The sequence below is a fragment of the Bradyrhizobium sp. HKCCYLRH3059 genome (assembly GCF_051168035.1).
GTDB lineage: Bacteria > Pseudomonadota > Alphaproteobacteria > Rhizobiales > Xanthobacteraceae > Bradyrhizobium.
On the sequence record NZ_JBNPUF010000007.1, the window covers coordinates 272,034 to 294,036 of the forward strand.

The 22,003-nt window shown below is 61.7% G+C and carries 22 protein-coding genes; 6 read left to right on the plus strand and 16 right to left on the minus strand.

The genetic code is table 11. The features are described 5' to 3' along the window. Window position 1: 1 nt before the first annotated feature. Genes ACQR13_RS22810 through ACQR13_RS22820 form a run of 3 tightly spaced genes read right to left on the minus strand, consistent with a single transcriptional unit; the run spans window position 2 to window position 3,024 of the window. On the minus strand, window positions 2-1,102 hold the full coding sequence (locus ACQR13_RS22810; protein ID WP_434841796.1) for an ABC-type transport auxiliary lipoprotein family protein: 1,101 nt from the start codon (window positions 1,100-1,102) through the stop codon (window positions 2-4). 3 nt (window positions 1,103-1,105) lie between these two features. Next, a complete protein-coding gene (locus ACQR13_RS22815) occupies window positions 1,106-1,885 on the minus strand; it encodes an ABC transporter ATP-binding protein (protein WP_315712944.1) in 780 nt (259 codons plus the stop codon). Between the two features lie 2 nt (window positions 1,886-1,887). After that, on the minus strand, window positions 1,888-3,024 hold the full coding sequence (locus ACQR13_RS22820; protein WP_315753517.1) for an ABC transporter permease: 1,137 nt from the start codon (window positions 3,022-3,024) through the stop codon (window positions 1,888-1,890). A 161-nt stretch (window positions 3,025-3,185) separates the two neighbouring features. On the opposite strand from ACQR13_RS22820, the gene ACQR13_RS22825 reads away from it, so the two are divergent. Further along, the gene (locus ACQR13_RS22825; RefSeq protein WP_315753516.1) at window positions 3,186-3,458 is read left to right on the plus strand and encodes a hypothetical protein; all 273 of its coding nucleotides are present in this window, start codon (window positions 3,186-3,188) and stop codon (window positions 3,456-3,458) included. Next, window positions 3,459-3,965, plus strand: a complete 507-nt coding sequence (locus tag ACQR13_RS22830) for a phage holin family protein (protein WP_315712946.1) — start codon at window positions 3,459-3,461, stop codon at window positions 3,963-3,965. A gap of 38 nt (window positions 3,966-4,003) precedes the next feature. Here ACQR13_RS22830 and ACQR13_RS22835 read toward each other — a convergent pair whose 3' ends face one another. Further along, window positions 4,004-6,697, minus strand: coding sequence for a bifunctional acetate--CoA ligase family protein/GNAT family N-acetyltransferase (locus ACQR13_RS22835; protein WP_315712948.1), 2,694 nt, complete (start codon window positions 6,695-6,697; stop codon window positions 4,004-4,006). A gap of 250 nt (window positions 6,698-6,947) precedes the next feature. Here ACQR13_RS22835 and ACQR13_RS22840 point away from each other — a divergent pair, with 250 nt between their 5' ends. Further along, window positions 6,948-7,937 carry a zinc-dependent alcohol dehydrogenase family protein gene (locus ACQR13_RS22840; protein ID WP_315753513.1) on the plus strand — a complete coding sequence of 330 codons (990 nt, stop codon included), beginning with the start codon at window positions 6,948-6,950 and terminating at the stop codon, window positions 7,935-7,937. A gap of 22 nt (window positions 7,938-7,959) precedes the next feature. After that, window positions 7,960-9,504, plus strand: coding sequence for an AAA family ATPase (locus ACQR13_RS22845; protein ID WP_434841795.1), 1,545 nt, complete (start codon window positions 7,960-7,962; stop codon window positions 9,502-9,504). Between the two features lie 40 nt (window positions 9,505-9,544). On the opposite strand, the gene ACQR13_RS22850 is transcribed toward ACQR13_RS22845, so the two are convergent. Both ACQR13_RS22850 and ACQR13_RS22855 read right to left on the minus strand, forming a co-directional pair. Next, window positions 9,545-11,218, minus strand: a complete 1,674-nt coding sequence (locus ACQR13_RS22850; protein WP_409998682.1) for a PHA/PHB synthase family protein — start codon at window positions 11,216-11,218, stop codon at window positions 9,545-9,547. A gap of 209 nt (window positions 11,219-11,427) precedes the next feature. Then, window positions 11,428-11,790 (minus strand): hypothetical protein, encoded by a 363-nt coding sequence (locus ACQR13_RS22855; RefSeq protein ID WP_315825132.1) that lies wholly within the window; start codon window positions 11,788-11,790, stop codon window positions 11,428-11,430. A gap of 162 nt (window positions 11,791-11,952) precedes the next feature. Here ACQR13_RS22855 and ACQR13_RS22860 point away from each other — a divergent pair, with 162 nt between their 5' ends. Next, complete coding sequence (locus tag ACQR13_RS22860; protein WP_315753506.1) at window positions 11,953-12,681, plus strand: CBS domain-containing protein; 729 nt, start codon at window positions 11,953-11,955, stop codon at window positions 12,679-12,681. A 55-nt stretch (window positions 12,682-12,736) separates the two neighbouring features. Here the strand turns inward: ACQR13_RS22860 and ACQR13_RS22865 are convergent, their stop codons facing one another. The 6 genes from ACQR13_RS22865 to ACQR13_RS22890 all read right to left on the minus strand — a co-directional run bounded on the left by ACQR13_RS22865 (window position 12,737) and on the right by ACQR13_RS22890 (window position 16,297). After that, window positions 12,737-13,999, minus strand: a complete 1,263-nt coding sequence (locus ACQR13_RS22865; RefSeq protein WP_315712958.1) for a CaiB/BaiF CoA transferase family protein — start codon at window positions 13,997-13,999, stop codon at window positions 12,737-12,739. A 193-nt stretch (window positions 14,000-14,192) separates the two neighbouring features. After that, window positions 14,193-14,654, minus strand: coding sequence for a GNAT family N-acetyltransferase (locus ACQR13_RS22870; RefSeq protein ID WP_315753505.1), 462 nt, complete (start codon window positions 14,652-14,654; stop codon window positions 14,193-14,195). 4 nt (window positions 14,655-14,658) lie between these two features. Continuing rightward, window positions 14,659-14,958 carry a hypothetical protein gene (locus tag ACQR13_RS22875; RefSeq protein ID WP_316216926.1) on the minus strand — a complete coding sequence of 100 codons (300 nt, stop codon included), beginning with the start codon at window positions 14,956-14,958 and terminating at the stop codon, window positions 14,659-14,661. Then, complete coding sequence (locus tag ACQR13_RS22880) at window positions 14,955-15,338, minus strand: hypothetical protein (RefSeq protein WP_315739049.1); 384 nt, start codon at window positions 15,336-15,338, stop codon at window positions 14,955-14,957. Before ACQR13_RS22880 ends, ACQR13_RS22875 begins: the two co-directional genes overlap by 4 nt. Before the next feature lies 1 nt (window position 15,339). Continuing rightward, window positions 15,340-15,582 (minus strand): hypothetical protein, encoded by a 243-nt coding sequence (locus ACQR13_RS22885; protein ID WP_434844939.1) that lies wholly within the window; start codon window positions 15,580-15,582, stop codon window positions 15,340-15,342. 136 nt (window positions 15,583-15,718) lie between these two features. Further along, window positions 15,719-16,297: a hypothetical protein gene (locus ACQR13_RS22890; RefSeq protein WP_434844938.1), complete on the minus strand. Its 579-nt coding sequence runs from the start codon at window positions 16,295-16,297 to the stop codon at window positions 15,719-15,721. A 253-nt stretch (window positions 16,298-16,550) separates the two neighbouring features. Here ACQR13_RS22890 and ACQR13_RS22895 point away from each other — a divergent pair, with 253 nt between their 5' ends. Further along, a complete protein-coding gene (locus tag ACQR13_RS22895) occupies window positions 16,551-17,636 on the plus strand; it encodes an acyltransferase family protein (RefSeq protein ID WP_434844937.1) in 1,086 nt (361 codons plus the stop codon). Between the two features lie 34 nt (window positions 17,637-17,670). Here ACQR13_RS22895 and ACQR13_RS22900 read toward each other — a convergent pair whose 3' ends face one another. From ACQR13_RS22900 to ACQR13_RS22915, 4 genes are all read right to left on the minus strand, one after another. After that, window positions 17,671-18,705: a phage tail protein gene (locus ACQR13_RS22900; protein ID WP_434844936.1), complete on the minus strand. Its 1,035-nt coding sequence runs from the start codon at window positions 18,703-18,705 to the stop codon at window positions 17,671-17,673. A 257-nt stretch (window positions 18,706-18,962) separates the two neighbouring features. Beyond that, a complete protein-coding gene (locus ACQR13_RS22905) occupies window positions 18,963-19,484 on the minus strand; it encodes a hypothetical protein (RefSeq protein WP_434863263.1) in 522 nt (173 codons plus the stop codon). Between the two features lie 9 nt (window positions 19,485-19,493). Next, a complete protein-coding gene (locus tag ACQR13_RS22910) occupies window positions 19,494-20,579 on the minus strand; it encodes a hypothetical protein (RefSeq protein WP_434844934.1) in 1,086 nt (361 codons plus the stop codon). Window positions 20,580-20,680: 101 nt separating this feature from the next. Then, the gene (locus ACQR13_RS22915; protein WP_434863264.1) at window positions 20,681-21,547 is read right to left on the minus strand and encodes a tail fiber domain-containing protein; all 867 of its coding nucleotides are present in this window, start codon (window positions 21,545-21,547) and stop codon (window positions 20,681-20,683) included. Window positions 21,548-22,003 lie beyond the last annotated feature (456 nt).

Genomic DNA, 22,003 nt, shown 5'->3' on the forward strand with positions numbered 1-22,003 from the left:
TTCAGAGCGCCTGTATCGTCCAGGTCAGAATCGATTTGGCAATCCGGCCGAAGGCCTCATCGAAGGCGGACACGGCATCAGCAGGATCAAGCCGGGCAACGGGCTGGTTTTCGTCAAACAGCCGAGACGCGATGGCCTTGCCGTTCTTGTCGACGAGGCGAGCCGACAGGCCAATTTCCACCGCGGCGGTATCGCCATTGATCCGGAAACGGCGGACATCGATCAGCAGCTGAAAATCCGGCTGGCCCAAATCGGATGTCCGCAGCGGAGCGTGGGCCACATCGTAGTTCTCGAAGGCATCGATCAGACGTGATTGCAACAACTTGGGGATGCTGTCAGCCCACAGGAAATCACCGAACCCGGGGTAGTCCTTTGTGGGCGTGAACAGTATGCGCTGAGTCTGCAGCATCGCCACGGCCGTGGGCTCAGGTATCGAGAGCTGACCCTTGATGGTCTTGTTGACCGGCCCCAGTTCTCTTGGCGCGCTCAGATCATAGGTGACTTTCTGTGCTGGAGCACCGCCTCCCGTCATTTTCTCCAGACCCGAGACGATTCCATCGAGCTTGCCGGTATTCCGCGCGAGGCCGTCCGAGAATGTCTTGAGGTTGGCGATCGTATCTTTGAGCGGCCCGGCATTCTCCGCAAGAACTGCGTCGACACGCCGCAGGGCGTCCCGGGCGGCCTGCGTCATGCTTTGTCCGGCGCCTGGTTCTGCAATCAAGGTCGATACGGCACTCGCCGCTCCTGCAGACGCGCCGCCCTCCAGCGCGATCACCGGCACTCCGGTCAGCCCCTGAAATTCCAACCCTACTTTGGTGTCGGCGCGCACCGGGGTCGTCGACGCCACGGAAATCGTTGCGTTGACCCGACGCGGATCGTTCGGCGCCAGACCGAGCTCAGTCACCTCGCCGACCCGGATTCCGTTGAACAGAACGGCAGCCCCGACCAGCAGGCCGGGCACCGAGCCCTCGAACTGCACGTGATAGGTCGTGCGAGGCCCGAGTCCTCCGGTGTTGTTGAGCCAGTAAACGAAGCCAAAGATCGCGACGATGGCCGCCAGCACGAAGCCGCCGATGACAGCGAAGGGCGCACGGGTTTCCATCTTTCAACTCGCTTTTGGTTGCAGCATCTGGGATCGCTTGCCGTGAAAATAGGCTTTGACCCATGGATGTTCTGATCGGAGGAGGTCGCTCATAGGACCAATCGCCACGATCCTGCCATCGGCCAACGCAGCGACACGGTCGCAGACCGTGTTGAGGCTGGCGAGGTCATGGGTCACCATGAACACCGTCAATCCCAACGTCAGCTGGAGCGTCTTGATCAGGGCGTCGAAGTCGCCGGCGGAGATCGGATCGAGGCCGGAGGTCGGCTCATCAAGAAATACGATCGCCGGATCGAGAGCGAGGGCGCGCGCCAGCGCGGCGCGCTTCGTCATGCCGCCGGATAGCTCGGCTGGGAATTTATCACCGTCCTCTGCGCGAAGGCCGACCATTTCGAGCTTGGCTATCGCGATCTCATCCATCAACTCCTGCGACATCTGCAGGCTCTCGCGCAGCGGAAACTGTACGTTCTGTTTGACCGTCAGTGACGAGAACAGAGCACCCTGCTGGAACAGAATTCCCCAGCGCTTCGCTGCAGCCTGCGTCGTCCGCTCCTCGGCGCCCCCAACGGTTGTCCCCATGACCTCAATGGTCCCGCTGCGCCGAGGAATGAGTCCGATGATCGTCCGCATCAGGACGGATTTTCCGCCGCCCGACGCGCCAACCAACCCGAGAATCTCACCGCGACGAACGTCGAGCGAAAGATTGTTCAGAACGAGCTGCCGGCCGAACCCGACAACGAGATCGGTCACGCGGATCGCGCTGGACACGCCAAGATCATCCATCGCTACATTCCAATGGACGCAAAAAACACGGCGAAAAGACCATCGAGCACGATGACCAGGAAAATGGATTTCACCACGGATGTCGTAGTCTGTTGCCCCAGCGATTCGGCACTACCTTTCACACGAAGTCCCTCACTGCAGGCAACAATGCCGATCACCAGGGCCATGAACGGCGCCTTCAATATTCCCACTTCGAAGTGCGTCACCGAGATGGCATCGTGTAGCCGGGCGATGAAGATTGCCGGTCCCATGCCGCCATAGAGCTGGGCCACCAGCCCTCCTCCATACAGGCCGGCCATCGAGCCGATGAAGGCGAGAATTGGCAAGGTCAAGATCAACGCAACGATACGGGGCAGAATCAGCACCTCGACAGGATCAAGTCCCATCGTCACCAGCGCGTCGATCTCCTCGCGCATCTTCATCGATCCAAGCTCGGCCGTGTAGGCGCTTCCCGACCGCCCTGCCACCATGATCGCGACGATCAGAACGCCAAGCTCGCGCAGGACCAGAATTCCGACCATGTCGACGACGTAAGACTCGGCACCGAAACGTCGAAAATGGAAGATCCCCTGCTGGGCGATGATGGCGCCGATCAGGAATGTGATCAACACCACGATTGGAATGGCCTGCCACCCGATGCGGTACATCTGATAGACGAGGGAGGTCACGCGCAGAGATTGAGGCCGGCGCAGCGTGCGCAGCAGCGCAAAGAACAGCGCGGCCAACATGTCCAGAAACACCTTGATGTCCTGGGCGGCCCCCAGACTCGAACGACCGAGGTCGGTGAGTTTGGCGAGGATCGGGTTCAGTCTCGGTGCCGGCTCGACGACTCGTCGATTGACCTGCCGGACCTCCTCGACGAGGCCGACGTAGTTTTCTGCTACCCCGATCATCTCGACCCGACGATCGCCCGCAGCAGCCCGGCGGCCGAGCTTCTCAAGCAACCAAGCACCGACGGTATCGATTTCGCTGACGGCCCCAAGATCGAGCTTCACGGCGGTCGCGCTGTTGATGCTGTTGCCGACAGAGCTGGTCAAGCTCTCGAGCTCTGCCACGTTCAGGGACACCCATGATCCGCTCGGACGAAGCTCGAGCACATCCTCTGTCGTCGCCGCGGTCAGTCCCGGATGAGCACGCAATTGGATGTCTCCCTCAGTCGGCGTGCCGAGGCACACCCGTTCCTAAATCGCGCCGATCTGCCTCGCTTGATCTGCGTCAATCCCGTCAGCGCAACGGGTTGAGCGAAATCAAGCATCGTGCCGAGCTACGTTCTACAGTGATTTTGACGCAAGGACAAAACATGGCCATCGACCCGACGACCCTCCGGACCGAGCTGGAGAGCCTGACGCGAGAGCTAAGCCAGCTGTTGCGGGGCGCGGGTACGCCGCGTGACAACCCGGACGCGCAACCAGCCGCCGCCGGAATGCTCGCTGCAGCGATCGAGGTGCTAGACATGCGTCTAAGCGAGACAGACGTTCAGGTGGAACGAATGATCAGGGATCGTCCGATCGTGGCGACGGCTTCGGCCTTCGCCCTCGGGCTTGCCGTTGGCCTCCTGCTGCGGAGAACTTAAGTGGATACCGAAAATGTCGTTAAACATTTACGCCTTCTCTGGCGGACGGACCGGGTCATTGCCGACATCAGGCTTCGGCACTTGCTCGTCGGGCTTGGCCTCCGGGCCTTTGCGGCGCTGATCGCCGTCTTTGGCCTCCTGATGTTCGAGCTGGCGGCCTATCTTGCATTGGTCCAGGTCACCTCCGCGGTCGTGGCAGCCGCGGCACTCGGAGCCTGCAATATCGCGATTGCGGCGATCCTGCTGATCATCGCATCCCGTGCACCGTCCGGCCGGGAACTCGAACTAGCCAACGAGATTCACTCCTCGGCGATGGACTCGCTGCAATTGGAAGCACGAGCTTTGCAGTCCCGAATCTCGAGCGTGGTCAACCATCCGCTCAACAGCCTCATTCCGCTGCTCATCGTTCCCATTGCGACGATGATCATCAGAACTCTCCGCTCGCATGGCGCTTCCGAAGGCGAGGCGGCGAGTCCGCCGTCCAATGACGACCACCATCCGACCTGAACCGATGGACCGGGTGAGAGGACACCGAAGATCTGAGCTTAGAGCCTGAGTTTGACATTGCAAAGGTCGCGCTCGGTTGGATCGGTTTTGACCTCGAAACCGAGATTCCTACACATCTCCAGCATGACGACATTCTCCTGCAGGACGTCGCCGGAGATCATCTTCAGGCCCTCCGACTTGGCGTATTCGATGATCAGCTGCATCAATGCCCAGCCGAGTCCGCGTCCCTTGAGATCCGACCGCAACAGGATCGCGTATTCCCCGCTCTCGTAAACCGAGTCGGAGTGAATCCTCACGACGCCGACCAGTTCGTTTGTCGCTTCATCGAGAGCCACAAAAGCCATCGCGCGCGCATAGTCGAGCTGCGTCAGGCGCGCGATGAACTCGTGCGTGAACTCCTTCATTGGAGCAAAGAATCGAAGACGCAGGTCTTCCGCAGTGACATGCTTGAGGAACTCATGAATGGTTGGCTCATCCTCGGGTCGGATCGGCCGCGCAAGGATCCGCCAGCCGTCCTTGACCTGGAGATGCCGTTCCCATTGGCTCGGATAGGGCCGAACGGCGAAATTCGACGGACCAGAGCCTTTGAATTTCGGCGGAACCCTGCCGACGGCGACGCGCGCATCGACGGCCATGACGCCGCTCTCGTCGGCGAGCAGCGGATTGATATCGAGTTCGCGAATCTCCGGAACGTCTGCTGCAAGCTGCGCAAGCTTGACCAGCACCAGTGCGACTGCATCGGGCTTGACCGCTGGGACATCACGATAGGCGCGCAGCAATCGTGAGACGCGCGTCCGCTCGATGAGGTTTCGCGCCAGATGGAGATCGAGCGGAGGCAGACCGAGCGCTTTGTCGTTGATGATCTCGACGGCGGTACCGCCCCTGCCGAACACGATCACGGTTCCGAAGGTCGGATCGTCGGCAATGCCCATGATCAGCTCCCTCGCCTTGGCGCGGACGATCATGGCTTGCACGATCACGCCGGAAATCCGTGCGTCGGGCCGAACGGCCTTCGCGCGGGCCATGATCTCGTTCGCGGCGTTACGCACGGCCTCGGCCGTAGTGAGATTGAGCACGACACCGCCGACGTCGGATTTGTGAATGATATCTCTCGACAAGATCTTGAGCACGACAGTTGTGCCTTGAGCGAACAACTGCTCCGCATATCCGACCGCCTCGTCGACCGAGGACGCAGCGAACGTCGGAACCATCGCAATATCATAGGCCTCCAGCAGGCGACTGATCTCGACCGGATCGAGCCAGGTCCGCCCGTCGGCGAGGGCTGTCGCTACAATTCTGCGGGCTGCCTCGACGTCGGGCGCAAAAGAGCTCGGCATGGCCGGCGGCACAGCGGCAAGCGATTCGACCACCTCCCGATGACGAACGAGATGCATGAAGCCGCGAACGGCATCATCCTCCGTTGGGTAGTTCGGAATTCCTGCCCCGCTCAAGGTCTCGATGACCGACTGCTCCGCACCGACCCATGCCGCCAGAACCGGCTTTGCCCAGCGCCGGTGCTGCTTTCGATAGGTACTGACGAACTCGGTGACAGCCGTGGCAATGGCGCTCGCGGATGCAATCGCGGTCTGAACGTTCATGACGAGAATTGCATCGTTGGCTCGATCGGCGAGCAGCGCCTCGAGCGCGAGCGTGTAGCGTGCAGCATCGGCATCGCCGACGATGTCGACCGGGTTGGATCCGGACCAGGTCGGCGGCAGGATGGCGTCGAGTTTGTCGTGGACGACCGGCGAGAGTGCGGCAGGCACGCCTCCGAGCTCGACCAGTCGATCCACCGCGAGCACGCCGATCCCGCCGCCATTCGTGAGAATGGCGAGCCTCTTGCCCATGGGCGACTCCACCCGCCCCAGCGTTTCGGCGCAGTCGAACAACTCGCGCAGATCGGAGACCCGCAGAACGCCGGCCCGGCGAAAAGCCGCATCGTAGACGGCATCCGCTCCCGCCAGCGCGCCCGTATGTGTCGCGGCAGCTTGCGCACCGACGGCACCGCGGCCCGATTTCACGACCACAACCGGCTTGACCCTTGCCGCCGCTCGCGCCGCGGACATGAACTTTCGAGCGTCCTTGACGGCTTCGATGTAGAGCAGGATCGCGCGGGTCCCACCGTCCAGCGCGAAGTGGTCAAGAAGATCTGCGAGATCGACGTCCAACTGATCGCCGATCGAGACGATTCCAGAAAACCCAACACCGCGCTGAGCAGCCCAATCTACCATCCCCGCCGCGATAGCGCCGGACTGTGAAATGAGCGCCAGGCTGCCTGCAACCGGCATGTGCGCCGAAAAGCTCGCATTGAGCTTGATGGTCGGCATCATGATGCCGAGACAGTTCGGCCCAATGAGACGCATGCCGTATTTCTGCGCTGCCTTCTCTGCCTGATCGGCGAGGGACCCCTCTCCGTGCCCGAGACCCGAGGTAATGATCAGAGCCCCTGCCGTCCCCAACGCGCCTGCGCGATGAATGAGATCCGGGATCGAAGGGGGTGGCGTCGTGATCACCACAAGTTCCGGCACAAACGCCAATTCGGCGAGACTGCCAACGGCTGCGATGTTGGATATTTCCCGATAGCGGGAATTGACCAGGCCAAGCTTGCCCTCGAACCGCGCCTTGACGATATTGTCGAGAATGGCCTTCCCTACCGAGTTCGGTCGCGGACTCCCTCCGATCAGAGCGATGGAGCGAGGCAAAAGCAGGTTCCGCAATCGGTAGGTCGACATTTGCACGTCCAACATCAGTTGGTGAAAGGCGGGTGAATCCCGGAGATTGATCTTAGTTTCAATCCGCAGCGGGTCTAGCGCGACTTATCATCCCAGCATAGTGACGGATGCAATACCGCTCCGTTCCCCGACCGCACCTGCCGGCTCTGCTCGGTAGGCCGCAGTATTCGAACCAAGTCCTTGATGAGCATCAAACGATTGCCGGGCTGATTATCTTATTACCCTGCAAATTCGTCCGGGAGGCTCTCCGATGCGAGCGATGGTTCTGCGAAAGCCTGGAGCGCCTCTGCAGCCCGAGACACTCGCGGACCCCGATCCTGGTCCCGGTGAGATCCGCGTCAAGGTCAGGGCATGCGGTGTGTGTCGCACTGACCTGCATGTGTTCGACGGTGAGCTCCCCGACATCCGGTATCCGATCATCCCCGGACACGAGATCGTCGGTCATGTCGATCAGATTGGTCCTGGTGTGACGACGCACAGGCTCGGCGAGCGCGTCGGAATTCCATGGCTGGGGCACACATGCGGCCACTGCACGTTCTGCGCACGTGGCATGGAAAATCTCTGCGACCAGCCGACGTTTACCGGCTATACGCGCGATGGCGGCTATGCGACCCACACCGTCGTCGACGCAAATTATGCGTTCCCGCTCGGAGGTCTGGAGGATGACGTCGCCACCGCACCGCTGTTGTGCGCCGGCCTGATCGGCTGGCGATCCCTGGTCATGGCAGGGAACGCCGAGAGGCTTGGCATCTACGGATTCGGCGCGGCCGGTCACATCGTTGCCCAGGTGGCCCGCTGGCAGGGGCGCCAGATCTATGCGTTCACCCGCGAGCACGACGAGGCTGCGCAGGATTTGGCGCGCCAACTTGGCGCCACATGGGCCGGAGCGGCGGGCCAGCGTCCCGATGTTGCTCTGGATGCGGCCGTCATCTACGCGCCGGCTGGCGAGCTCGTTCCGGCCGCTCTGCGGGCTGTTCGGAAGGGCGGCCGGGTGGTCTGCGCAGGTATCCATATGAGCGACATTCCGACGTTCCCGTATTCCCTCCTCTGGGGCGAACGCCAGGTGGTGTCCGTCGCCAACCTGACGCGGCAAGACGGTCTCGATTTCCTGCGAGTCGCGCAGCAGGCTCAAATACGGACCCATACGACGCCCTATCCGCTGTCCGACGCAAATGACGTTCTGGCTCGCCTGAGGCGGGGTGACGTCGTCGGCGCGGCGGTGCTCATCCCGGACTTTTGAATTGAACGTGGCAACACCGCCCATGGCATCACCATCCGATCAGGAACTGGTCTTCTCCTTCTTGGGCAATACCGCCCGACATCCAGGTGTCCGCCGGATCGACACGCACGCGGCTTCCGTGTTTCTGATCGGCGACCGCGCCCTGAAGATCAAGCGCGCCGTTCGGCTGCCATTTCTGGACTATTCGACGCTCGATCGGCGCAAGGCCGCGTGCGTAAAGGAAATGGAGATCAATCACCCGTTTGCTCCGGACATCTATCTGCGTGTCGTCGCCATCACCAAGGCGCCAGACGGGTCATTCGATGTCGGTGGATCCGGCACTCCGGTCGAATATGCCGTCGAGATGCGTCGCTTCGATGACAGCCAGACGCTTGATCATCTTTCTCGCCGCCAGCAGTTGGACGTCGGATTGGGCGAGCGTCTGGCAGAGACGATCGCAGCGTCGCATGCAGTCGCCGTTCGGAGCTCCTCCAATCTGTGGACGGAGTCCATTCCAATCTGGATCGACGCATTCGTCGCCAGCTTTCGGACAGTCTCGCGATTTGGCGAAACGGAGGTCGAAGAACTCCGCGTCCTTTGCCACTCGGCCTTCGCGCGGCTCCGCCCCCTGCTCGAGCAACGTGCAAAGGACGGGCACGTGAAACGCTGCCATGGCGACCTCCATCTGGCCAACATTGTCCTCATTGACGACAAGCCGGTGCTGTTCGACGCCATCGAGTTCGACGACCGAATAGCCACGATCGACGTCCTGTACGACCTCGCCTTTCCACTGATGGACCTCTTGCACTTCGCGCAGCCGGTCGCTGCAAGCCACCTCTTGAACCGCTACCTCTCGACCGCAGCGCCCGACCAGACCGAAGGATTGGCTGCTCTGCCTCTGTTCATGGCGATCCGGGCCGCCATCCGTGCACAAGTCTTTGTCGCAAGGTTCGACCGCCTTGATGCTGAACACTCGGACGCAGATCGCTCCGCAACGATCGAGACCGCAGAGAGCTACTTTCAACTTGCGCGCAGCCTGATTCGGCCGGCGGAGCCGAGGATGATCGCGGTCGGAGGCCTGTCGGGAACGGGGAAATCTGCGCTCGCCCGGACTCTCGCTCCTCTCTTGGTTCCTCCACCGGGAGCAATCGTGTTGCGCAGCGATGTGCTGCGCAAGCAACTGTCTGGCGTGAAGGAAACCGAACGCCTCCCAGCTGAGGCCTATACGCCGGAATCGAGTGCACGAGTCTATCGAGAGTTGACGACGCGGGCCAGCCGCGTGCTCTCACAAGGTTTCACGGTGATCATCGACGCCGTGTTTGCACGTTCGGATGAACGGCAGGAGATCCATGATCTCGCGAAACGGCTGAAGGTGCCCTTTGCCGGCCTCTTCCTCGTTGCAGATTTGCGCAGCCGGCAGGAGCGGATTCACCATCGAGTCGCCGATGCGTCCGATGCAACGGTCGGGGTTGCCGAGGATCAGGAACACTACGATATCGGTGGTCTCGATTGGCTCCAGGTCGATGCGTCAGGCACGGCTGAGACGACATTGGACCGAAGCCTTTCATTGCTCCGGGCCAGCGCCTAAGTCCGACGGGATGGTGCTCCTTGGCCGCAACATGCGGCGATCACGTGTGCACGTAGTCGCCCGGCGCGTCTCCAAGATCATTCGAACGATCTGTCCCGACTTGCGGCGGCGCGCCCGGCGCTCCCGACTGCTGTCCGAGCCATGTTGTCCAGGCCGGCCACCACGATCCCTCCAGCTTTGGAGAGCTGCTCTGCCACTCGTCCGGCCCGAGATAAGGAGCGTCGGCAGCCTTGGTCCGCATCTGATGGGAGCGCCCCTGCTCGCCCGGCGGCGACACGATGCCGGCATTGTGGCCGCCGCTCGCGAGCACGAAAGTGACGTCAGCATCAACCTCGTAATGGACCTTGTACGTCGATTTCCAAGGCGCAACGTGATCACGCAGCGTCCCGACGACGAACATCGGCGTGTGGATATCGGAGAGCGAAACAGGCTTCCCCTCGACCCGATACCGCCCCTCGGCGAGATCGTTGTTCAGGAAGAGCTTGCGCAGATATTCGGAGTGCATCCGATACGGCAGCCGCGTCGCATCTGCGTTCCATGCCATCAAGTCGCTCGGGTTTGCGCGCTCGCCGAGAAGATAGTCGCGCGAGACACGAGACCAGATCAGATCGTTGGAGCGCAGCAATTGAAATGCGCCCGCCATCTGGGTGGTATCGAGATATCCACGCTCCCACATCATGTCTTCGAGAAAGGCGACCTGGCTTTCATTGATGAAGAGCGTCAGCTCTCCCGCTTCCGTGAAATCGGTCTGGGCCGCAAACAGCGTGATTGTCTTCAGACGCTGGTCGCCATCCCGTGCCATGGCTGCCGCCGTGATCGAAAGAAGCGTTCCCCCGAGACAATAGCCTGCGGCATGGACCGGCGTATTCGGAATGATCGTTCCGATCATGTCCAGGGCAGCCATGACGCCCAGCGAGCGGTAGTCGTCAAACGCAAGATCCCGGTCTTCCGCTCCGGGGTTTCGCCAGGAGATCATGAAAACCGTAAAGCCCTGGTCGGTCAGGTATCGGACCAGCGAATTGTGCGGCGACAGATCCAGGATGTAATACTTCATGATCCAAGCCGGTACGATCAGGACCGGCTCTGGTCGCACCTTCTCGGTCGTCGGCATGTATTGAATCAGCTCAATCAACTGATTGCGAAGCACAACCTTGCCCGGTGCCGTCGCGACAGTCTTGCCGACGACGAACTCACCATTGCTCGATATCTTTCCCGGCTGCATCACCTGCATGATATCGGCGAGCCAGTTCTGCCAGCCGAAGATCAGGTTCTCGCCACCGCTTTGAAACGTCCTTTCCAGAACTTCCGGGTTGGTCGCTGCAAAGTTCGATGGCGCTAAAATGTCGAGCAGTTGACGAATTGAAAAGTCGACGACGGCTTCGTTGGCGGGGTCGACACCACGAATGCCGGTGGTCGCCTTGTGCCACCAATCTTCTCCAAGCAGGAACGCCTGGGCGAACAAGTTGAACGGTTGGGCCGTCCATTGCGGCTTGGAAAAGCGATGATCGTTGGCCTGCGGCCTGATCAGATCCCAAGGACCGCGATTGGGATCCGCAAAATGCAATGACCGTTCGGCAACCAGCTTCGCGCCGTTCCAGGCGTCTCGGACGATCTCGATTTGACGCTGAGGCGCAGCCGCCAGATGGCACACCCAATCCAGATACGCCATCGACAGAGCAGCCGGCGATATCCCCGCGGTGAGTCGAGCCAGCATCGCGCTGAACGCCTTGTCCAGCTCGTGGTCCTCGCGCCGAAATGCCCCGGAGCCCGCGTCGGCTTCCTGACAGAGCGACCTTGCGTTCGATGTAGCGAGCCCCCCCGCCGGCTTCAAAGAGGTCTCTACGGAGACAACGGCCTTGCTCCGGTCGTTGTCGGTTATTCTCTCACGCTCCCGCGCCTCGAGACGCGACACACCCGCACTCTTCAGTTTCGCCACCGTTGCCCCATAAGATTCACGCTGGCATCAATCAGGCGTTGCCCGTGCTTGAAGAGTCGATCGCAATCCCGCCTGACGAAATCAATCTGATGCCGTCCACATTCCTGAACCATCGCCTGGATTCCCATCACGGAATGCACGCCAGCCAGCTTCGACACGAACTCGGCCAGCAGATGCGTCTCCGTACGCGCGCGATCCAGCACTTCGTTGCTGGCAAACAGAACCTCCTCCATGACGATCTGCTGCGAACCAACTAGCAGCTCAAGTGCGTGCTTGTTGGAGAGAGCGACACGTTCGGACAGTTCGGCCGTTTCGTCGGCCAGGATCTTGGTCCCGGAGAACTCGGACATGGGCACCTCTCCTCTCGCTGGATCAGAATGCTTTATAGCTGCAATTCAATGCCAAGACCTTGAGCTGCGTCAATGACGGCGGCGGCACCTCCTTTGACCTGCGTCAATTCAAGACCGTCGCAGCGGGTTACTTTTTCTTAGCCTTTGACATTGGAGTTCGCTATGCGCGCCCATCAGATCATGACCCGTCCCGTCATCACTGTGACCCCTGACACTTCCATCGTGGATGCGGCAAATATCATGCTTCAACGGCACGTCAGCGGCCTTCCAGTGGTCGACCCCGGCGGAAAGCTGGTGGGCGTCGTCTCGGAAGGCGATTTCATTCGCCGAACGGAGATCGGCACTGGGCGAAAGCGCGGCCGTTGGCTGCGATTCATTCTCGGGCCCGGAAAGTCGGCCGCCGACTTCGTCCACGAGCATGGTCGCAAAGTGTCAGAGGTGATGACCAAGTCTCCCTTGACGATCACCGAAGACGCCGCGCTGGCTGAGATCGTGGAACTGATGGAAAAGAACCACGTGAAGCGGTTGCCCGTGGTCAAGGGAGACCGGGTGATCGGCATCGTGTCACGGGCGAACCTGCTGCAAGCGGTTGCCGCGCTCGGGCGGCAGGTTCCAGATCCAACGGCCGACGACGATCACATCCGCAACCGCGTGATCGACGCCCTCGAGAAGAACGACTGGTGCCCGTTCGGATTGTCCGTCATCGTCAAGGACGGTATCGTTCATCTGAGCGGCGTCATTACCGAAGAGCGGTCGCGGCAGGCGGCGATCGTTGCCACCGAGAACATCTCTGGCGTCAAGAAGGTGCATGATCATCTGTGCTGGGTCGACACCATGTCGGGCATGTATCTGAACTCACCGGAAGACGATGAGATGGCCAAAGCCGGCTGATGGCTGCTGAGGACGCTGCCGCTCTTCTTCCGTGTCCGGCACCAGTGACGATGCCTTAGGCTCCCGGATCGTTGCGTCCGAACGCCCCTACCTGACGCAGGGCTTCGATCTCCTGCTCGGTGTACCGAAGCCTGTCGCGCAGAATTGCGGCCGTATGCTCTCCCAGCCGCGGCGCCGCCGTGGGCTCGACGGTCGGTGTGAGCTTCATGGTGATTGCCGGCTCGACGTTGGGTATCGAGCCTGCCGTCGGGTGCGGAATACGACAGGTGCGGTCGCGCATCCGGACCTCGGCCGCGTTGAACGCCTGTTCGACCGTTCGAACGTGTCCAACCGGAACTCCAGCCTGGTTCATCCGAGATATCCAGACATCCATCCGTTCCGCGGCAAGGATGTCGGCGATGAGGCCGCGCAGTTGCGCACGGTTGACCCATCTCGCTCTTCGCGTGGCAAAGCGAGGATCGCTCAGGAGATCCGGACGACCAAGTACCTCCGTTGCCAACCGGCGGTAGAGTCGATCGTTGGCACATGCGATGTAGAGCGGGCCATCTGACGCTTCAAAGACGCCGACCGTCGGAGAGTCGTTCGGCGAATTGCCCGTTCGCGTGGGGTTCACGCCGCTCATCAAATACGCCATTCCGGAGAAGCCCGTCATCGCCAAGGCGATGTCGAACAGCGCCACTTCGACGTGCTGCCCGCGACCGAGCCGCTGCCGGGCGGCAAGTGCCAGCAGGATGGCATTGCAGGCGGACATGCCGGTGGCCAGATCAACGATCGGAGGACCGGTCCGCACCGGCGGACCGTCGGCGAAACCGTTGAGGGACATGAACCCGCTTTCCGCCTGGGTGATTGGATCGAACCCTGATCGCCACGCGAATGGACCTGAGCGTCCGTAGGCCGAGATCGAGCAATAGATCAGCCCGGGATTGGTGCTGGACAGTGTTTGATAGTCCAGCCCGAACCTCTCCATGACGGACGACGAGAAATTCTCCACGACGATGTCGGCCTTGGCGATCAGCGCACGAGCGACGTCTCTGGCCTGCGGTATCGTGAGATCCAACACCATACCGCGCTTGTTCCGGTTGAGGCTGAGGAACGCCGCGCTCTCTCCGCCGAGCTCGGCGTGCTCGTATGCGCGGGTATCGTCTCCCGTGAGCGGCTGCTCGATCTTGATCACCTCGGCGCCGAAATCGGCCAGCGTCTGTGTACACGCCGGCCCTGCGACAACGCGCGTGAAGTCGATCACCAGCAGACCCGCCAGCGCGGTTGGCGCGTCAGGCGGCCGTGGCGCACGCTCTGGCAGGGTGACCTCGGCCGGCATCCCAGAGTCCTTCCCGCTGCTTTGATCGTCTGAAGCGATCTTCCGTTAACTGCCGGGCGCGGCTTGTCTCCAACGTCCGACAACGCATGGTTAGCTCAACGACGGCCGCAAAAAAAGGCCCGGGTCGGAGCTGTCGGACCGGCTTAATTCTGCTGCAGCGCAATGCAATCTGCATGAGGCGTCGGTCGACAGCTCACCGGCCGATCATCTTGCGCCAATAGAGCGAGTTCCCCCAGGCCCAGGGCCGGCCCGGTTGGAACAACACATATCCGCACCGAATGGAATTGTTCGCGGAGACAATGTTGCAGGTCGTGTCCGAAACGATGCAATCCAGGCCCGAGCGACGCGCGCGCAGTTCGATCGCACGCATCAGCCGCCGCTGCAGGCCGTAACCACATCGCTCTTGGAGAACACCAACCCTCGAAAGATAGGCTATGCCTTTGCCGAGGGATGACGGCACCATTCCTGCAAAGGCGACGGGCCGTCCGAGCTCGGTCGATATCCACCATTGTCCGCTCTCGAAATCGGGCAGAGGCGCGCAATCGAGGAATGTGCGCGCATGGAGCTCCTTCAAGGTGTCGAGGACGTCAGGCTCGCAAGCGTCGACCTCCCTGATGCGGAAGCGGCGGCCTCGCCGTGAGATCCTGGCTGGCACGGCATCACCTTCCGAGCACGACTTTGATGCCGAGCCAGATCGCACCGATCAGACCGGTCGCGATGACCGTGATGACGGCCTTGAACGTATAGCTCTGAGCCTGCTCCACGCTCTTGCGCCAGCGCCGCAGGTGCTGGAAATCGGCTCTCAGCTCCTTCCGATCCTCCTCCTCGATGCCGAACGAGGTGAGAATGGTCGCGATCGCCCTCATCACGACAGCATCGATCTCGTCGCGCTGAAGCTGGCTCTGCTTGGCCAGGGTCTCGGCGACGACGGCCGTGATTTCGTCATGGGTGATGTTCATCGCCTGATGATCCTCGCTACATTTTCGAAGCCGCGCTTGGCAAAATAGAAGGAGATGACGAGATTCGCGGTGGTCGACGCGAAGCCCGCGAGCGGATCCGTCGAGCCCAGCCCGAGCACCTTGTCCCACACCAGCAGCTTGGCAAAGTAGATCGAGACGCAGTAGCCGATCAGCTTGTCCGGCTCGTACCAGCAGCCGATTTCCGCCGCACGCAGCCGGAGCTGCGCGTCGCTTTCGGAGACCTGCGCGGCGATCTCCGTCGCCGCAAGGTCTGCCGCGATCTTGGCATCCGCGTTGCCCGCCCTCAGCTTCGCCTGGTAGGCGTCGATCAGCCCCTTGATCACGGGCCCGCCCAGAAAGCCCAGAATGCTCATCCACATGTCACGACGCCCTCTTCAGCGAACGCAGCCGTGCGAGAATCGTGATCAGCGAGATCGCGAGAAAAATCCGGCCCACGGCGCGGGCATCGCCCACGGCGGCGCTGATCTGATCCTTCAAGCTTGGGTCTCCAAGCGCGTCGCTGACGTTGTCGACGATCGACAACAGAAACCCGATGACCGCCAGCGCGTAACCCCAGGCGATCGTCAGCGAATGACGGCACGCGGCCTTGACTCTTGTCCACATGATGAATCCTTTCCAAAAATGCGCAGACGCGCCGCCGGCTCTCACAAGCCACGCTCGGCGCGCTGCAGATCGTTGTGTTTTGCCCGAGACCGCGCGTCCGTCGGTACGCCGACCTGGAGCACGAGGACTTCGCCGGTCAGCGATTGCCGAGAAGGCGCTTCACCAGGGCTGCAAAAAGGGCTCCAATGGAGCCCTTTGCCGGATGCCTGATCGATGCGGGAGTTGGCGCCGGAGGCCCGCTGTCGGGCGGCCGCTCCTGCGCCTCCACAAGACCGGGCGGGAAGCCGATGGTCGCATCGATCTCCATCATGGCCTTGAGCAGCCCGGCGCACCCCGGCTGACGGTCGACCGCCTGGGGATCGTAGACTCCGTCACGGACATACTTGCCGGCACGATATTGATCGGTTCCGGCCCAGACATAGGGAGACGGCACGCCCCGGCGCGCATAACCGAGCCCATTATACTGCTCGAGAAGCGTCAAGGCGCCGCCAATCGACCAGTCCCGCCAGCGCGCCGCGTGCGGCGCGCAGTTGACGAGCGCATCCACCGCGGCGTCCTCCCAGGAGGCGAATGGTCCCCGTCCCGCAGGCACGTGGACCGACACTCGGTCCCAGGGATCCCCCTGCGCCAGCGACCGGGCCCAGCTCTGCGACGATTCGCGCTCGTGGATGACGGCGATGATTGGCCAGGGGACGCCGGTCGCGGCCTCGACCACTTGGTAGCGTCTCCGGGCGGCAACAAGGCGGCGGGCTGTGGCGTCCAATGAGCGGGTTAGGTTGGCTCTCTCCCACCGGCGGGCGTTGGCATCGGCTATAGAATTCAGGTCCATCAGGGGGGGCGTCCCTTCATAAAAAGCCGCTAAGGCTAGCGGCTTCCGTCTTGCTACACACGGGGTTGCGTGATTGTGTCGTTGCTCGCATGCCTCGGCGGCGGGCCAGTCGCCACCTTAGAAACGCGTGAGAGCCACCTTGGTCATTCCAGATCGCAAACCGTACCTGGACGGTCTACGCGGGGTCGCAGCCGTGGTCGTCTTCATTGGCCACCTGCTTCTCTCTCTTTTCGGCGCCTTCTGGATTTTCAACGGTCGCGCGGCCGTATGCGTTTTTTTCGTCCTGAGTGGATACGTGTTGGCCGATATGATTGCTCGCTCAAGAATGAGCCTGCCAGCGCAGGTTTTGCGACGCTATGTTCGCTTGGCTGGCCCCATGCTCCTCACATCAGCGTTCGCCTGGGGACTTCTCGCAGTTGGCGCCTATCGAAATGCTGAAGCCGCTGCGGTCACGGGATCGCAATGGCTCGCACTCTGGTACCAATTCGAGCCGTCGTTCACAACGATGGTATGGGAGGCTGTTTACGGTGCCTTCATTACCGGCACGTCCGCTTACAACTCGAACCTTTGGACGATGCGTCCGGAGTTGATTGGCAGCGTCTTCGTATTCGTTATCGGCTCCTTCTCGATGACGAGAATATGGAGGGCCATCTTTTACATCGCCCTGGCCATCTGGTTCTGGTCTGATTACTTGATGCTGTTCTCGGTGGGCGCGCTGTTTTTCGATTTCAACTCCGAGCTTTGCCGACTGATGAGATCGACTGTACTACGCGTAGTATCACTTGTAGCTGGGCTGTTCTTCTTCATTGCAACCGAACGAATACTGAATCGTCTGAATTTTCCTCACGTAGATATGATGAAGTGGCAGATGCTTTCAGCAGTCTTGATCGTAGCCGTGGTCCTGACTTGGCCGCTTGTGCAGCGCTTGATCGGCGGCGCGCTAGGTCGGACGTTGGGCCGCATTTCATTCACGCTCTACCTAATCCATCTTCCGATCATCTGCAGCATGACGAGCTGGCTCGTCATCACGCTCCCGCCCTCCGTTGCTACCCCGGCTTCCGTTGCTCTTACCATCGTCTGCGTTTTCGGCGCATCCCTCCTGCTGAGCCGGCTGGTTGATCAATGGCCAACCATGATTTCCCGAGCTGCGGGAACCACTATCGACGCCATTGTCAAGTCGACACGAGCTAGCTTTAGACAGCGCTACACCGCCATCATAGACTAGCATAGTCACCGCGCGTGGCCGCGCCCACCATATATCAGATGACCCTCATGATGCGATTGCAGAGAATAGTCGGTTGAACGAGATTGTGAGATAATCCGCCTGTATTGTTCGAGGTTACGTTGATTTGGTTGGCGCCTGAGAGCGAGTTGACGCCTGCCCAGCTTGCGCTGCTAGAATTTGCAGAATAGGGCCCGCCAGAGCCGAACGCAGCGACGCCGCCCTGGACATTTACCGCGGCTGTCGTAACGGGAATTCCGGTAAGCCCGTTTTGTGATTGAACCGTGATGTTATTCGATGCGCCGGACGCAATGCCCGTCGGCAACTCCGAAAGCGTCAGAGTATGCGCATCTTCTCCTCCAGCTCCACCTAGGCTATGGCGAACACCGGCTAGTGCTCCTGATGCCAACCGGTTAGCCGAAGATCCGCCCATGTTGTCTGGGCAGGCCGTCGCACGGCCGCGGAGGTCTGGCAGGTTGAAGGTGGTTGACCCATCACCCGAACCATAGTTGATGCCAATCAGTGTAAACAGGGTGGCGTAGGTCGTGCGGCTGATCGCCTGGCCGTAGGGGAACGCAAACGAGCTGTTCGGGCTGCTCCCCGCCCAGTATTCGAGTGTTGCCCCGAGCGGAATGTTATACGGATTACCGTAAAATCCATGCAGATAGAAGCTGCTATCCGTGTGATTGTACACGGCGACGTAGGGCGTCCCCTGGATGATCGTTCCGGGCAGAAGATCCGCATTGGGGGCGCTGCGCAGCGGCTTGGCACCAAGCGAATCGACGTTGAGCGTCACCGGTGCGCCATTGGTGACGTGCGGCGTGAACGCGATGATCTGGCCGTTGAGATGCGGCAACGAATCGAATTGCTGATTGCTCGTTACGGCATAGGCTGTGCTCGTGCCGCTCGTTGCGATCGCCCCCGCGATGTCGTCGCGATATTTTGCGGTCGCGGCCATCATGGCCCGAGCGGAGTCGTTGATGCTCGACGGGACCTGTCCTTCGGACCAGTTGATCGTCGGATCGGCCGTGGCATCGGCCGAGGCGGTCTGCGACCATCGATAGAGTGTCATTCTGCTCCTCACATGAAAATGGCAGCCACGCGGGGCTGCCGGGGACCTAGTTCTGGCTCGTCGATGCGGGCGCATCGTGGCTCGTGCCCGATGATCGATCACGCGTGCGTGGCTAAGTTTCTCGCCGTAGCGTCAGATATTGCTCACAGGCACAGGACGGCGCCCTGGCGATCAGCAGATTGCGGATCACCCCCTTGGGCACTCCGGGGCTCTCTCTTGCGATCGCGTCCACGCGAGTCTGCACGACACGCTCGATCTCACCCCGAAGCTCCTGAATCCTCTCTTCGATGGTCGGATTGCTGCGATTCTGCTTCATCGGTCTGATCCTCCTTCATCGTACGCTCCGCCGATCGGAGGCGTGCGAGCATCTTGTTCGTATGCGCCAGGGCGTTCTGTGTGCGTCTCAGGCTCTTTTCGCGCCTCGTCTCGTGATCTGCGATGAAGCGCTTCAGATCGTGCGGCAAAAGCCTGAAGCGCTCCTTCCAGGGACCCGGCCAGGATTGCGGGGGCGATAGGTTGGCGATGTCGTCGACGACGATCGCGACCGGCTCTGCCGCTGTGGGATCAGCCAGCCCCAACGAGGCGTGAGTTCTGGAGACGTCGAGAAGCGCCTCCCAGACCTGCTCGACACCCAGGCCGGCGTGTTCTCTGGCAAAGCGGGCGACCGCCGCCGGCGAGGCCGGGCAGAACGTCTCGTGCTCCCGCTCACACCAGCGTGCGAACAGCGGAGCGCGCTGCCTGCGCGCCTCGGCAAGCGCAGCCAGAACGGGGTTTGTCATCGACCGGCCTCACGGCCGTCTGGACATGCGGGCCTGATAGAGGGCGACCGCGTCCTTGAGATCACCCGACGATGTCAAGCGGGCGTTGAGCGCCCGCAGATCCGTCCGTCCCCGCTCCCCCGACGAGACTGAGACCCCCGGCCGCACCACGGGCGGGACAGCCTTCGTCACCGCAGCGTCCTTTGCCCGCATCATCAGGCGATATCGCGCCGCGTCGTACATCATCCGCTGGAACGTGGCGTGGCGCATCAACGGCTCGGTCTGGAACAGCCGGTTGAGTTCGGACGCCGGGATCCCGCTCTCATTTGCCGACGCCACGATCTCTGCGGCAACGGCCTGGCGCATGGCGCGCGGCTCGCTCTTCAGCATGCCCTCGAGCTGGTCGTCCTGCTCCTGCGCGAAGGACTGGAAGCTCCGCTGAGCCAATTCGGCGTGCTGGCGCTGCGCCTCGGCCTGCTGTGCCAGCAACTGATCCGACATCGCGACAGCCGCCTGGATGCGCCCGAACCTTCCGGGATCCTCGCGCGACATCCGTTCGAGCGCGGCGGGGACCTGCTCCGCGGGCATGCCGGCAAATTCAGGAAACTGGCTGAGGAAGCTCGCCTGGGCAATCTGGACGGCCGATGCCAGGCCTTCTCGGTAGGATTGGCGGGCCTGCTCTGCTTCGCCGATCTTCTCCTCGATCGCCTGCAGCACCTGCGGATGCTGCAGGGCTCTCTCCAACTCCGGCGCAAGCCGCGACGAAGCATCGTGCTGCGTCGAGCCGGTCTCGGCAGTGGACTCGGCTTCGCCTGAAGCCGGCTCGAAACCGTCGGGCTCACCATTTGCCGGCGAACCCAAGTGGTCGCTCGAATCGGAATCCGGCGTCCCGCGAGATGCCTCACCCACCTCAGCGGCCCGGACGCGCGCGTGATCACGCGCCGCGCGTTCGAGCGTGACCGACTCGCCGCGATCGACCAGGTTGCCGGCTTCGTCGACATACTCCCGGACCATCACCGGCGGACGGGGATCGGTGCGCTGCTCGGCAGCGTCGCGCAGCGACGCAACGTCGCCGCCGAGCGCCTCGCGCTCCGGCCGCTCCTCCGGATCCGGCATCGGCCGATAGCCGGCATTCTCCAGCTCGAATGCTGCACCCGTCACGAGATGCTCTGATTCATCTGACATTCACGACCACTCCCTCGAGACGCTGCACCGAACTACTTCTTGCCGAACGCGCCGCTGAACGGCTGTAGAAGACTGCCGATGCCGCCGGCGATCTTCGCAAACTGGTCGGCACCGGACATCTCCTGTGTTCCCGTCATGGTGCCGTTGGTCTGCTGACCGAGCTGTGCGATCGGCGTTCCGATCTGCGCCAGCAGTCCGAGCGCCTGCACCGGGATGCCGCGGCGCTGCGCCTCCTCCGCCAACGTGGCATTGGCTCCATAATTCTGCGCATCGAGCGCGGCCTGTGACGCCGTCAGCCCCTGCCCCTGATTGGTGAGGTACTGCTGCTGCATGCCGCCCAGCATGTTGGCCGTCGTGTTGCCGGCACCGTACAACGCATTGGCCGCGCTCAGCTGGTTCTGGACGTCCTGGTTGTACTGAGCCGCGATCACAGGCGCTTCCGCCGCCGCCACGCCGCGGCCATACGCCATCTGGTTGGCGCCGCTGAAATCGCGTCCGGCGGCCGCGAACTGGCCGTTGATGGAGGTGCCGACGTCGTTCTGGAGCTGCGCCAGTTGCGCCGCCAGCGCAGGATTGTTGCCGATCATGCTGCCATTGGCGTAGGGCGTCAGCTGGCCCTGCAACGTCTGCAGATTGGCCTGGGCAGCCGGCGCCTGCGCCTGTGCGTTGCCGCCATTGAGCAGCGACTGCGCATAGGCCCCGATACCGCCGGCATAGGGATTGCCCAACGCCCCATTCTGCTTGAGCGTATCGAGCGCGCCGGTCTCGGCGCTGGTCAGCACGGTATTGTTCAGGCCGTTGCCGACCTGAGACAGGATGTTCTGCAACATCGGCTGCGCCGGCTGCCACGGCTGCGTCTGGGATTGTTGAGTCTGGGTGCTGGATGATTGTCCGCCCATTGGGCACGTTCCTTGATTTGACAATGCTAAGAGTTGGCGCAACTGCAAGATCGCAGTCCTCGAACAAGGCGTCGCCGTGAGCAAGTCTGCGATCCGTCCGGAGGAGGCAGCGGCACACGGAGAGTTCAGTCGTCCTCGTGCAGATCAACGTTACTCAACGCGCGATCTCAAGAAGCGCTTCTGCGGCTTCGATGGTTCTTCGCTTGAACCCGTTTGCGATGCCCGGGTCGGATGACCCTGATCGGCCTGCTGTGCGGCAGCAAGTCTCATGTCCGGATCAAGTCCGGTGCGACTGGCATCTTTTCTCAATGCCGACTGTGAGGTCTGCTGAAATGGCCGTTGGTCCAGAAGATTGTTTCCGAGCAGATAATCAAACAGCCAGTCGCGGATCGGCCTTCCAGGGATGGGTGACGGTGCGGGAACTGGTGCCGGAATAGGAGGAAAACCCGGGCTAGG